Here is a 13,513-nt window from a genome sequence, read left to right on the forward strand (position 1 = left end):
AAATGAAGGTAATACTGTCAGGATTGCAGTGGATGATTTTTATGATCGCTGGTGCAATTGCTGCACCCATTGCTATCGCAGATTTATATAACTTAACACCCATAGAGACTTCCGGACTCATTCAGAGCACCATGATTACTGTAGCAATAGCTGGATTTTTACAAGGCCTGATGGGTCATAAATTCCCTATTCATGAAGGTCCGGCAGGGTTATGGTGGAGCATTTTTACCATTTACGCGAGTTTAGTGGGGGGACTCTATTCCTCTAACAACGGCGCTTTACAGGCTTTAAGTGGAGCGATGATCATTAGCGGAGTGTTATTTATCCTAATTTCAGCATTTAAGCTAATGGATAAAATCGCTCGTCTATTTACTCCCACCATCACCTTTATTTATTTACTTTTATTGATCTTTCAATTAAGCGGATCTTTTATGAAAGGGATGATGGGGATTACCATATCCCACACCATGTTAGATGTTAAAGTATTCATCCTTAGTGTGATTGTGGTCTGCATTACCTTTTGGTTAGGCAACAGCCGCTTTGTATTACTCAGCCAGTTTTCAATAATTTTCAGTATAGTGATAGGCTGCCTATTATTTATAATCTGCGGTAGTATGCCGGCGGTTTCTCGTGCGGATACTCTATTTAAGCTGCCGGAAATATTCCCATTTGGAAAACCCCGATTCGATGCCGGGACAATTACTACTGCATTTTTACTAACCCTATTATTAATAACCAATGCAGTGGCATCCATCCGTTTGATGGAGACCGTTATGAAACCCAAGCAAGGGGATCATCGTCGTTATTTGCGCGCCGGGTTTACTTCTGGAATTACGCATCTTATTAGTGGTGGTTTAGGAGCGATCGGCTCAGTCCCTATTTCGGGAGCGGCGGGATATGTTGAGCAAACAGGGATGAGGGAGCGCAAATCATTTTTAATAGGCTGCAGCTTAGTGATCTCAATATCCTTGTTTCCGCCTATGATGAATTTCATATCTGCGATTCCAGCTCCCATAGGCTATTCTGTTACCTTCGTCATTTTTGTGAAGATGGTCGGACTAGCGCTAAAGGAATTGAAAAAGGTTATTCATGAAGAGCGAACATTTATTGTCAGTGGGCTTTCCCTTTTAGTGGGTGTAGGTTTAATGTTTATTCCTGCATCAGCTACGGCCCATTTATCTCCGATCGTGATAGCCATTTTAAATAATGGATTAATATGCGGAAGCCTGTTAGCGATTATTTTGGAACAAGGGTTAATGTGGAAAGATGCATTCCGATATGAGGATTCCAAGAAAATTAACCGATAATTTGGAGGGCTAAAAATGCATTATCTAATTTCTATTGCTGGTCTGGTTATTGTTCTATTACTGGCATGGCTAGGAAGTAACAATAAGAAAAAGATTAAATATCGTCCAATCATTGTAATGATTGCTATTCAGATAGGTTTGGGATTAATTATCCTAAAAACGAGCATTGGAGAATTTTTGATTAAAGGGTTTGCTGATAGTTTTGCAAAATTACTTGGATACGCCAATGAAGGTACTGACTTTGTGTTTGGCGGGATTGCAAATGAAGGGGCGCATACATTTTTCCTTTATGTTTTGATGCCCATTGTTTTTATGTCAGCATTGATAGGGATTTTGCAACATTACAAAATACTGCCATTCATTATAAAGTATATTGGACTGGTACTGAGTAAAATAAATGGCATGGGTAAATTGGAATCTTATAATGCAGTTGCAGCCGCAATTGTCGGACAAAATGAAGTGTTTATTTCAGTGAAAAACCAACTTGGACTATTGCCGAAACATCGCTTGTATACATTATGTGCGTCTGCAATGTCTACGGTTTCCATGTCAATCGTTGGTTCCTATATGACGATGCTAGAACCTCGGTATGTAGTAGCTGCATTGATATTAAACCTATTTGGCGGATTTATCATTTCATCCATCATTAATCCGTATGAAGTTACACCTGAAGAAGATATTGTTGAAGTTCAGGTAGAAGAAAAACAAACGTTTTTTGAAATGCTGGGCGAATATATTATGGATGGCTTTAAAGTAGCCATAGTAGTTGGGGTAATGTTAGTTGGTTTTGTGGGAATCATTGCTTTGATTAACGGGGTCTTCAGTGGCATATTCGGAATCTCGTTCCAAGGAGTGTTAGGCTACGTCTTTGCACCCATCGCCTTTCTTATCGGTGTGCCATGGCATGAAGCTGTTGAGGCCGGTAGTATTATGGCGACAAAGCTTGTTGCGAATGAATTCGTTGCTATGCTTGACTTTGTTAAGATTCAAGAAGGTTTAAGTGGCCGTACTACAGCCATTGTCTCCGTTTTTCTAATCTCATTTGCTAACTTTGGGTCGATTGGTACCATTGTGGGTGCAGTGAAGGGATTGAATGAAAAGCAAGGGAATATCGTCGCACGATTTGGATTAAAGCTGTTATTTGGCGCCACACTTGTAAGCGTTTTATCAGCTTTGATTATCGGTATCATATTCTAGTTGAAGCAAGGAGTATTAACATGAAACAAACACCCCGGTTTAAGCGGATTTTCGTCATCGTTATGGATTCTGTAGGCATTGGTGAAGCTCCAGATGCTGAAAAGTTTGGGGATGCAGGATCACATACATTACGGCATATTGCAGAAAAAATGAATGGGCTACATGTTCCTGCGTTATCCAAGCTAGGGTTAAGTCATATTGACCCAATACCCGGAGTTCCCAAAGTAGAGCGCCCTTTAGCTTATTGGACCAAAATGCAGGAAGCTTCTAATGGAAAGGATACGATGACAGGTCACTGGGAAATCATGGGCCTACGAATTGACGTTCCTTTCAAAGTGTTTCCTGAAGGATTTCCTTATGAATTAATTAATGAATTAGAAGAAAGAACAGGACGAAAGGTGATTGGGAATAAACCCGCTAGTGGCACAGCTATTCTCGATGAGCTTGGACAAGAGCATATGAACACAGGTGCACTCATTGTCTATACTTCAGCAGATTCCGTGATTCAGATTGCGGCTCATGAAGAGGTTATTCCTTTAGAAGAACTGTATCAAATCTGCGAGATTGCCAGAGAGATTACTTTACGTGAGGAGTACATGCTAGGCAGAGTGATTGCTAGACCATTCCTCGGGCAGCCCGGAAATTTCAAAAGAACATCGAACCGTCATGATTATGCCTTGAAGCCTTATGGAAGAACCGTGATGAATGAGCTCAAGGATGCCGGGTTCGATGTACTAGCGATTGGCAAGATCTCAGATATATACGATGGGGAGGGTGTCACCAAGTCTTTGCGTACAGTGTCTAATATGGATGGCATGGATAAACTCATGGAGACCCTTCATACTGATTTTACAGGACTTAGTTTCTTGAATCTTGTTGATTTTGATGCACTTTATGGCCATCGTAGAGATCCGATCGGGTATGGGAAAGCGCTAGAAGAATTTGACGATCGATTACATGAAGTTCTAGCGGAGCTATGTGAAGATGATCTTCTTATAATTACGGCAGACCATGGGAATGATCCCATTCATGCGGGCACGGATCACACCCGTGAATATGTTCCTTTACTCCTCTACAGTAAGAGTTTCAATCGACAAGGGGAGCTGCCTATATCGAAGACTTTTTCGGATATTGGAGCAACAGTTGCTGATAACTTTGTTGTGACCATGCCCCAATTTGGTCAGAGTCTCCTACAGGAGCTTAAATAAACTTAATTTGAATAGACACTTTGAATAGAAACAGGGTACCTAACTTGTATTAGTAAATGGTATCCTGTTTGTTTTTTTATCTACACATCTTCGTATCTAAAAAGCTGCCGAGTAAGCGGCTTTTTTTGTTATTACGGATCAATTATTAGGGTAATAATCAATTATTAAAGGGGTTAATTTTATAGCCACCTGTCGTTAATCCTTTTTTCGATGAATCGCATTCTAATACAACGTTATAAATAATCTAGTTTCTACTCATGCCACTCCTTCGATAGTAATAGTGTTGACAACCTGTATATACAGGTTTAAACTGTGTGAAGTGTTTGAACTTGTATATACAGGTTTAATGGTTGAAATAAAGAATTCTTTTTGGAGGTGTTCAACTTGAGTCAGTCCCAGTATTCGGAATGGTGGCGCCGCTCCACGGTGTATCAGGTGTACCCGAAGAGCTTTAAGGACACTACAGGCAACGGAACAGGAGATATTAAAGGACTTATTGAGAAATTAGATTATTTGCAGAAGCTTGGAATCGATATTGTCTGGTTACAGCCGGTTTATGTTTCGCCGCAACATGATAACGGTTACGATGTAGCAGATTATGAAAATATCAACCCGGATTTCGGTACGATGGAGGATTTTGACGAGCTAGTACAGGAATTGCATAGACGCGAAATGAAGCTAATGATCGATATCGTGGTTAACCATACTTCGACTGAACATGAGTGGTTCAAACAGTCCATTTCAAGCAGGAACAACCCTTACCGTGATTACTATATCTGGAAGGATCCGGCTCCGGACGGGGGCTTACCCAACAACTGGCAGTCGAAGTTCGGGGGTCCTGCCTGGCAGTTCGACGAAACTTCGGGACAATATTATCTTACTCTCTTCGATAAAACCCAGGCGGATCTGAATTGGGAGAATGAGAAGGTACGTAGAGCAGTGAATGATATGATGTTATTCTGGGCTAAAAAGGGTGTCGACGGCTTCCGCATGGATGTAATTAATTTAATCTCCAAAGATCAGCGCTTCCCTAACGATGACGGGAGTGTTCCACCGGGGGATGGACGTAAATTCTATACTGACGGTCCACAGGTCCATGAATACATCAAAGCAATGTATAAAGAGGTGTTTGGTCCGTTTGAGATGGTGACTGTAGGAGAGATGTCCTCAACTACACTGGAGCATTGTATCCGGTACTCAAGTCCCGAAGAGCGGGAATTTTCCATGACCTTCAATTTTCATCATTTAAAAGTCGACTATCCGAATGGACAGAAGTGGGAACTGATGCCTTATGATTTCGAGGCAATGAAACGGTTGTTCTCGCAGTGGCAGACTGGAATGCAGAAAGGCGGAGGCTGGAACGCACTATTTTTTAACAATCATGATCAACCACGTGCCCTTTCCAGATTCACTGATGATAAGGTTTACCGTGTGGAAAGCGCCAAGCTGCTCGCGACAACTCTGCATGGCCTTCAGGGAACACCTTATGTATATCAAGGGGAAGAAATCGGTATGCCGAATCCGGTATGGAAAAGCATCGATGAGTTCCGCGACATTGAGTCACTAAATATGTACCGCATTCTGTGTGAACAGGGGAAAAGCCCGGAGGTTGCTCTCAGCATTCTCCAAGAACGTTCGCGGGACAATTCACGTACGCCGATGCAGTGGGATGACAGCCGGAATGCCGGATTTACCACTGGTACTCCATGGTTGAAGGTAGATGAGCGGTATCCAAACATCAATGTGCAGAAGGAGCTGGAAAATCCTGGTTACATCTTCCACCATTACCGTAAACTGATTGCACTACGCAAGGAATATGAAATATTTATAGAAGGTATTTTCAAGAGACTCGATGAAGGTCATCCCGAAGTATTCGCATACGCCAGAACAGGCGATGAAGAGACACTTGTTGTGGTCTCGAACTTCAGTAGTAAAGAGATCTCTTTCCGCTTTGAAGATAATCACTGGTCTGAATTGTCGCCAAGTGGTAAGGACGAGCTTCTGATTGGGAATACAGCAGATGCACCTAAATTAACACAAAAGCTTCAGCTTAGTCCTTATGCTTCCTACATGTGGTTAGTCCGCTAACGAGGTGTACTTAAGAAGGAGCACACATCAATTTTGTAAGGAGTGAAGATATGGCTATAGACCGCAAAAATGTTGAAGATATTGTACGGGCGGTTGGGGGCAAGGAGAATATTGAAGTTGCGACGCATTGTGTAACCCGGCTGAGATTCTCGCTGTATGACGAGAACAAGGTGGATTCGGAAGCCCTGGACCGTAACGAACTCGTAAAAGGACAATTCTCTACGCAGGGGCAGTTCCAGATCGTTATCGGACCAGGAACTGTAGATAAAGTATACGATGAAATGATTCAGATCACTGGTGGTGCCCGCTCTTCCAAGGATGACGTGAAATCAGCGGCAGCACGGAAACAGAATCCACTGCAGCGGGCGATCAAAACACTGGCTGATATTTTTATTCCGATTCTTCCGGCCATCGTAACCGCAGGTTTGCTGCTTGGGATTAATAATATTTTGACCGGACCTGGTATCTTTTTTGATAGTAAGTCATTGGTAGATGTCTATCCTGCATGGAAAGACATTGCTGCGATTATTAACACGATTGCCAGCACAGCCTTCACCTTTTTACCAGCACTTATCGGTTGGGCAGCTGTTACACGTTTCGGGGGCAGTCCTCTGCTCGGGATCGTGCTAGGTCTCATTCTCGTACACCCGGATCTATTAAGTGCCTACAGTTATGCAAGTGCTTCAACTGAGGGAACCGTTCCGACCTGGAATTTGTTCGGCTGGCATTTGGAGAAGATCGGTTATCAGGGGCAAGTATTGCCTGTACTGGTTTCGGCCTATATTCTGGCTAGACTGGAGAAGTTCCTCAACCGTCGGGTGCTTGATTCCATTAAACTACTGGTCGTTGCTCCAGTGACCCTGCTGGTTACAGGTTTTCTGGCCTTCACCATTATCGGACCGGTTACGTTCGCCATTGCCAATGCTATCACCTCGGGTTTGATCTATGTATTTGATCATTTTGCGCTCCTTGGTGGTTTGATCTATGGTGGATTCTATGCACTTCTGGTCATCACTGGGATGCATCATACTTTCCTGGCAGTCGATGTACAGCTCATCGGCAGTGAGGGGGGCACCTTCCTCTGGCCGATGCTGGCGCTCTCCAATATTGCACAAGGCGCTGCGGCACTGGCGATGATGTTCGTTGTTAGAGAACAAAAGGCAAAAGGTTTGGCAGCTACGTCTTCCGTCTCTGCATTCCTCGGCGTGACTGAACCGGCAATCTTTGGGGTGAATATCCGCTATCGCTACCCTTTCATCTTCGGGATGATCGGCTCAGCAATTGCCGGTATGCTCCTTACCGTTAACCAGGTTCGCGCTTCATCCATTGGCGTAGGGGGAATTCCCGGTTTCCTTTCGATTTTCCCGAACCAGTGGGGCGTATTCTTTATAGGTATGGTTATTGTTCTCGTTGTGCCATTTGCCGCCACAGTATTGTACGGACGTTCTGTAGTGGGTCGTTCCGAAAAGAACACAGCTACAGAGGCTTCTAGTACTACGAGCGAACCAGAGGAATTGAGCAGCCGTCATTCAGTTCAAGGGTCACAGGAATCAGTTAATATTCTGGAGCTTGTCTCCCCGCTTAGTGGAACTGCAGTATCGCTAGAACAGGTACCCGATCCTGCCTTTGCTGAAAAGCAAATGGGTGAGGGAATTGCAATCGAACCTTCTGAGGGGAAAGTATATGCTCCCTTTGATGCTACAGTAGCTCATGTGATTAAGAGCAAACATGCGCTTATACTGGAGCATGCCAGCGGTGTTCAGGTATTAATCCACGTTGGAATTAACACGGTGGCGCTTAAAGGTAGCGGTTTTACCAGCCTGAAGAATATTGGTGATAAGGTGCAGGCAGGCGAGCTTCTACTAGAATTTGATATGGAAGCTATCCGCGCAGCAGGTTACCCGGTGATTACTCCAATCATCATTCCTGCAGGTCAGGAGATGGTCGAGAAGATTGAAGAGAAGACCGGACCAGCTACGGCCAAACAAACAAGCGTCTTGACTATTCATCTCAAGGGTTGATAAAGGCTATATTGGCAAAGACTTTATACTATAGAAAGACAGCCCCTTGGGGGCTGTTTTTCTATAAATATAAGAATTTATATGTTCAACGCTATGAATTCCCCTCCAATTGAATCGATGCTTCCAAAGGCATGACGTGATACAATAAAGGGCGGTGATCAAAATTGAGAGAAAATAAATATTTGCAAATTTATAATGAATACAGCAACCAAATCCATTCTGGACAACTGCTGCCGGGAACCAAGCTGCCTTCCGAAAGTGAACTCGCCGAAGCTTACGCCACTTCACGAGAGACCGTGCGCAAAGCGCTGAATCTACTTTTCCGAGAAGGATATATTCACAAAATTAAGGGAAGAGGCTCCTTTGTGCTTGACATGACCCGAATGGATTTCCCCGTTACCGGTTTGATTTCATTTAAAGAGATGGCCGATACACTGGGTACTGCCTCGCGGACACTGGTAGAGCGGACGATACAAGAGCCGGCAGGCTCCGCTCTCGCCAGACATCTGCAGATTCCACCTGAAACTCTGGTTTGGAAGGTTGTTCGTGCCAGAGAGATTGAAGGTGAACGGATCATTTTGGATAAGGATTATTTTCGTGCGGATATCGTTTCCTTCCTGAGTGAGGAAATCGCCGAGGGCTCAATCTATGAATATCTGGAGCTGGAATTGGGCCTTAAGATCAGTTATGCGAAGAAGCTGATATCTGTTGAACCTTCCACCGAGGAGGATCATAGACTGCTCGATTTGAAGAATTTTACGCATATTGTAGTAGTACGAAACTATGTTTATTTGGAGAACACGGTGCTTTACCAATATACCGAGTCTAGACACCGGCTGGATAAATTTCAGTTTGTGGATTTTGCTCGGAGGGTGAGACGATAAGCTAATCAGAGGGTGTCCCAGTTTGGGATACCCTTTTTTTTATGAAAGTTTCCTGAGAAAAAAATACAATCCGATTGTGAAATATGAAATCTCTATCCATTTCAATCATTATCAGGTGTGTTGGAGTTATATAGCCAATACTGTGCAAATTTTCGATTCAAGAGCGCTTTAGAGGTTCATTCTCACCGTTCGCAAAAACGATATATTAAGAAAAAAACTGCCCTCAGAGGCAGTTTTTTTCTGTAAGACGATCGAATGTTGAATCTCAATAGGAACAGATAAATGATTAACGACCCTATCTTTTCATGTAAAACCCATTAAATACCATATTGTCATATGACAAAAGTGATGACAACCCACACTATTTAAATGTTCTTTATACATATATATTGTTGGAATATGGAAACAGCGATACCTTCGTTGCCAGTCGCAACAAATACGGTATACGTTGCATGCCAGAATTAGTAGGTGGAAATTTCCTGCATTCTGTAAAAATTATTTATTGCATTAATAGAGCAGAGTTGCATACCCGGCTGTATTTTTAAGATTATCATTATTTGTGAAACTGGCTAATAGCAACTTTGGTTGTCTTGAATGCAACGCTAATAGAATGGTAGATTTAGGGAAAATGTCGAATATAGGAGGAAAAGCGATTGAATATTAGCATTATATTGTTGGCTCAGCACTTTAACCTGACCGTACAATGTCTGGATCGGATTAAGAAATATACGTCTATGTCCTATGAGCTGATTGTCGTCTCGGATAACGAATCTGCCGAAGTGTCGAATTACCTTGCGTATGAATACGGCGTTCATGTCATTCATAGCCGGAGCAAAGGGGTTGCAGCAGCATTCAATCTGGGCGCGGTGTCATCTTCGGGAGATCATCTTGTATTCATCCGCGATCAGATTATGGTTAACGAGGGATGGTTAGAACAGTTGTCGGGCTGTCTGGACCATCATTCCAATGCTGCAATCGTGGGTCCGAGGATGAATGATGTTAGCGGCGCTCAACGGATTCCGATTGTATATCAGAACATGGAGCAACTCTATCAGTCGTCATCGATGCTTTCCATCGGGAAATCAATGTCTTGGACCCGGGTTCCTAGACTTGTCAGTTTACTAATGATGATACCCCGTCGCTACTTTGAGCAGATCGGGTCCTTTGATGAGCGATTTGAGGTCGAATCTTACGAGGATGACGATCTGTGTTATCGCACGTTATCTATGAACCTGGATATTTACATAGCCGAAGGATGCGTAGTCTTCCGGAAGGAACCTCCTTCAGTAGATCCTAATGATCCTGATTGGTACAATAACCGATTAATCTTAAATCGTGCTATGGCCATAAGCAAGTGGGGATTCGATTTAACTTCTTCCTTGTATAGTGGCACAAAGAAAGTCACTGTCAGCCTATGCATGATTGTAAAAAACGAAGAGCACACCTTAGGACGTTGTTTATCCAGCGTGAGGGAGCTTGTCGATGAGATCATTATTGTTGATACAGGTTCGAGTGATGGGACCAAAGAGCTCGCGGCATCTTATGGAGCACGGGTTTATGATTTCGAATGGGTGAACGATTTCTCCAAGGCAAGAAATTATGCCTTCAGTCTCGCTACTCAAGAGTACCTGCTGTGGTTGGATGCGGACGATTATCTGCAGTTAGAGGATGCAAAGGCTTTCCAGTCCATCGTATCCGAACTACCATGGGATATCGATGCTGTATCGATGCATTATTATCTCGACTGTGACAAAGACGGAAGTGTAACTTCGAGCTTGAGACGTAATCGCCTTCTAAGACGAAATTGTGAATTCCGTTGGATTGGAGTCGTTCATGAGTACCTTGAGGTCGCAGGCAATGTGTTCTATGCCGAGTTAGGCATAACACATGATCGAAAGCATACGCAGTCCTCGCGTAATCTTCTCATCTATGAGGGGATGTTGAAAGCGCAAACGAGGTTCACTCCGCGGGATTTATTTTATTATGCCAACGAGCTATACGATCACGGCCAATGGCAGCGAGCGATAGAGCAGTACGATGCCTTCATTGTCATGCCGAATGGCTGGTTGGAGGACAAGCTACTTGCGAGTCGGCGTGCCGGAGATGCATTGTCACAATTAGGTCTCTTTCAAGAAGCCAAGCTTAAAGTACTTCAAGCTTTTGCCTTGTCGCCTCCCCGAGCCGAAGCCTGTTGTCAATTAGGGTCTTATGAGCTAATCGAACAACGGTTCGAGAATGCTGCTTTTTGGTACAAGCTAGCCACGGAAGTACCAAAGCCGACTGAGCTTAACGCTAGAGTAGACCTTCCGGCATGGACGTGGCTGCCGCATTTGCAATTATGCGTCTGTTACGATCGCTTAGGACAATACGAACAAGCGCATTATCACAATGAGATAGCTGGGGGCTATGTACCGGATTATCCGAGCGTCATGGTTAATCGCGATTATTTGAAGCAATACATAACTTTATAAATTTGAGGGGGATTTAGTAATGGCAAGATTAAAGAGGACGAAGGCAAGTGGCAAGAAAAGTGGCAAGCAGTTAGCTTACAAGAGCTCAATGGCATTTATTCTGATGAGTCAGTTGATTGCACCCTTGAGCCCTGCTTATAGCAGTATTCTACCCCGGGCAAGTGCAGCAGCTTACATTGATGTCGATTCTACCTCATGGGCATATCAGTATATCACTAAAGCTTCCACGCTTGGGGTAATCGAAGGAGACGGTACCGGCAACTTCAGTCCTAACCGTCCAGTCACGAATCAGGAAGCGGTTGTTATGGTGCTCAGGTTCATGGGATATGAACAGCCTAAGGTTACTAGTGGAAGTCTACCCTTCACCGTAGATTCTTGGGCTACTGCTTGGATACAACAAGCGATTGACATTGGCCTCGTGGTTCCAAGCGAGGAAGGGAGACCCAGCACCGTAATCTGGGGAAAAGAGCAAGCAAGTCGTGAGTGGATAACACGTTTAATTATTCGTGCCGCAGGCAAGGAATCCGAGGCTATCGAGTTTAGGGATAGCGACATAGGTTTCTCGGATGCATTAGACGCATCGGACTGGGCAGCAGGCTACATTAATGCCGCAGTTAACCGCAAGGTCATATCTGGCTTCCCTAATAATACTTTCAAGCCTAAGCAGACGGCTACTCGCGCCGAGTTTGCAGCTATCTTGTCTAAGACTGAAATATTTGCGAGCAAGGTATCCGATCGGATTATCCATGGCTCTGTCGTCTCGATGTCCAAAAATTCGATCGAACTCTTAAGCAGCAGCGGTCAGACAGAGAAGTTCGAAATCAATAGCAAATCTGTTCTGTTCGGGGACAATGGCAAGGGCGTGTTTCCTGCGGGGTCTTTGGTGACGCTTATTCATAATGGAGGAATGGCATCCTTCGTTGAAGTGTTGGGATTAGGGGCTGTAGGCCAGACTAGTTCGAAAGGGGAAAAAGGAGACACAGGTGCTACCGGTCCAGCGGGTCAAAATGGGGCATCTGGTTCAAGTGGACCGCAAGGTGTCACTGGTGCGACCGGAGCGACTGGTGCAACCGGAGCTGTCGGGGCAATTGGGGTTGTTGGAGCTACTGGCACAACCGGGGCTACTGGTGCTAATGGAGCGACTGGTGCAACCGGAGCTGTCGGGGCTACTGGCGCAACTGGAGCTACTGGAGCTACTGGTGCTGTCGGGGCTACTGGAGCTACTGGTGCAACCGGAGCAACTGGAGCTACTGGTGCTGTCGGGGCTACTGGAGCTACTGGTGCAACCGGAGCAACTGGTGCTGTCGGGGCTACTGGAGCAGCCGGAGCAAATGGGGCAACAGGTGCCACGGGTGCTAATGGAGCGATGGGGTCAACTGGCGTAACGGGTGCACAGGGTATTCAAGGGATAACCGGTGCTCCCGGATCGACTGGCGCAACTGGCATTGGTCTTGATAGCATTGCTCCGTTCAATTCAGCGACTTCCTATCATGCAGGACAAGTCGTTACTTATTTAGGAAGTATCTACATCGTTACTATAAACAACCCATCTGGAGTACCTTCTGATATAAATAACGACTTTACCCTCCTTGTCTCTAAAGGTGAAACCGGAGCTACCGGGGCACAAGGAGTTCAGGGAATTCAAGGCGTAACTGGTGATACAGGCGCACAAGGAGTTCAAGGGGTGACTGGAACTACCGGAGCTACAGGTGCAATAGGAGTTCAAGGAGTAACTGGCGCAACCGGAGCTACGGGAGTACAAGGAATTCAAGGGGTAACCGGAGCTACCGGGGCATCTGGCGCATCAACTATAATTCCATTCTCTTCCGGATCACCAATTACTGTAACAACAATCGTCGGGGGATTAAAAGGTACAGTTGCGATGCTTGGATTTGGCAGTTCGTACTCAGGAGCTAGTATAGTAGGTGGAAAAATAGATTTAACCAGAAGTAATGGTTCTGATCCTACAAAAGATCCGTACAACCAAGCGTTTATCGTTCCACGTAATGGTACGATCACTTCAATATATGCTTTTTTCAGCCCAACTTTAGCGTTTTCTTTAATAGGCACGACCATAAACGTTCAAGCAGAAATATATAAAGCGGATAGTAATAGCAACAGTTTTACACCTATTATTGGTTCAGCAGTATCCTTGGCGCCTAGTTTGACAGGAATAATTTCTATTGGATCTACTAGTGACGGATCAGTCAAAGGCATAAATACGGCTGTTCAGGCTGGCGATCGCTTAATGTTAGTGTTCTCTTCGACGGCTTCCGGTCTAAGCTTGATAAATACTGTAACAGGTTATGCCAGCGCCGGAATTGAGATTAAGTAATT

The 13,513-nt window shown here is 44.5% G+C and carries 8 protein-coding genes; all 8 read left to right on the forward strand.

Annotated features, from left to right (window positions below; translation table 11 throughout):
* Positions 1-2 precede the first annotated feature (2 nt).
* Complete coding sequence (locus NSS82_RS17165; RefSeq protein WP_076272594.1) at positions 3-1,307, forward strand: purine/pyrimidine permease; 1,305 nt, start codon at positions 3-5, stop codon at positions 1,305-1,307.
* A 15-nt stretch (positions 1,308-1,322) separates the two neighbouring features.
* Positions 1,323-2,504 carry a NupC/NupG family nucleoside CNT transporter gene (locus NSS82_RS17170; RefSeq protein ID WP_036677141.1) on the forward strand — a complete coding sequence of 394 codons (1,182 nt, stop codon included), beginning with the start codon at positions 1,323-1,325 and terminating at the stop codon, positions 2,502-2,504.
* A 20-nt stretch (positions 2,505-2,524) separates the two neighbouring features.
* Positions 2,525-3,712: a phosphopentomutase gene (deoB, locus tag NSS82_RS17175; protein WP_076272595.1), complete on the forward strand. Its 1,188-nt coding sequence runs from the start codon at positions 2,525-2,527 to the stop codon at positions 3,710-3,712.
* A gap of 384 nt (positions 3,713-4,096) precedes the next feature.
* Positions 4,097-5,800, forward strand: a complete 1,704-nt coding sequence (treC, locus tag NSS82_RS17180; protein WP_341109837.1) for an alpha,alpha-phosphotrehalase — start codon at positions 4,097-4,099, stop codon at positions 5,798-5,800.
* 50 nt (positions 5,801-5,850) lie between these two features.
* On the forward strand, positions 5,851-7,821 hold the full coding sequence (treP, locus tag NSS82_RS17185) for a PTS system trehalose-specific EIIBC component (protein ID WP_076272597.1): 1,971 nt from the start codon (positions 5,851-5,853) through the stop codon (positions 7,819-7,821).
* A gap of 164 nt (positions 7,822-7,985) precedes the next feature.
* Positions 7,986-8,705, forward strand: a complete 720-nt coding sequence (gene treR, locus NSS82_RS17190) for a trehalose operon repressor (RefSeq protein ID WP_076272598.1) — start codon at positions 7,986-7,988, stop codon at positions 8,703-8,705.
* Between the two features lie 653 nt (positions 8,706-9,358).
* Positions 9,359-11,176 carry a glycosyltransferase gene (locus tag NSS82_RS17195; RefSeq protein WP_081386598.1) on the forward strand — a complete coding sequence of 606 codons (1,818 nt, stop codon included), beginning with the start codon at positions 9,359-9,361 and terminating at the stop codon, positions 11,174-11,176.
* A gap of 19 nt (positions 11,177-11,195) precedes the next feature.
* The gene (locus tag NSS82_RS17200) at positions 11,196-13,511 is read left to right on the forward strand and encodes an exosporium glycoprotein BclB-related protein (protein ID WP_081386599.1); all 2,316 of its coding nucleotides are present in this window, start codon (positions 11,196-11,198) and stop codon (positions 13,509-13,511) included.
* The last annotated feature ends 2 nt before the right edge of the window (positions 13,512-13,513 follow it).

Source organism: Paenibacillus sp. FSL H7-0735 (assembly GCF_038008505.1).
Classification (GTDB): domain Bacteria; phylum Bacillota; class Bacilli; order Paenibacillales; family Paenibacillaceae; genus Paenibacillus_AQ; species Paenibacillus_AQ odorifer.